1 pseudogene is annotated in these 355 nt (G+C 41.1%); it reads right to left on the bottom strand.

The features are described 5' to 3' along the window. Positions 1 to 39 precede the first annotated feature (39 nt). Positions 40 to 355: pseudogene (locus tag NE619_RS18140) on the bottom strand (MATE family efflux transporter); the annotation flags it as partial.

The raw sequence follows: 355 nt of genomic DNA, 5'->3' as shown, positions 1-355 counted from the left end.
ATCCCGATACTTTTTGATACGCCTGAAAGAGTGGGCGTTTTATGTTGACTGTACTATTTGAGTGTGTGTGCCGCGAAAAAGAAACAGGAATGAAAACAGGCATACAATCGCTTCGGTGACAGGAACGGTAAGCCAGATCCCTGTCAATCCAAATAATGACGACAAAATCCATGCGGCAGGAATGATCAGTATAAAGCCTCTTAAAACAGAGATGACAAATGCAAGTTTTGGTTTGTCGCATGAACATAAAAATGCAGATGCTATAATGTTCACTCCGGCAAAAAATAAGTTGATAAAATAAATTCTCATGCCTCCGGAAGCGATAGTTGTCAACAGAGGATCATCCGCCTTGTTG

The sequence above is a fragment of the Anaerovorax odorimutans genome (assembly GCF_024459955.1).
GTDB lineage: Bacteria > Bacillota > Clostridia > Peptostreptococcales > Anaerovoracaceae > Hominibacterium > Hominibacterium odorimutans_A.
This window is presented reverse-complemented; position numbering and strand designations above follow the sequence as displayed.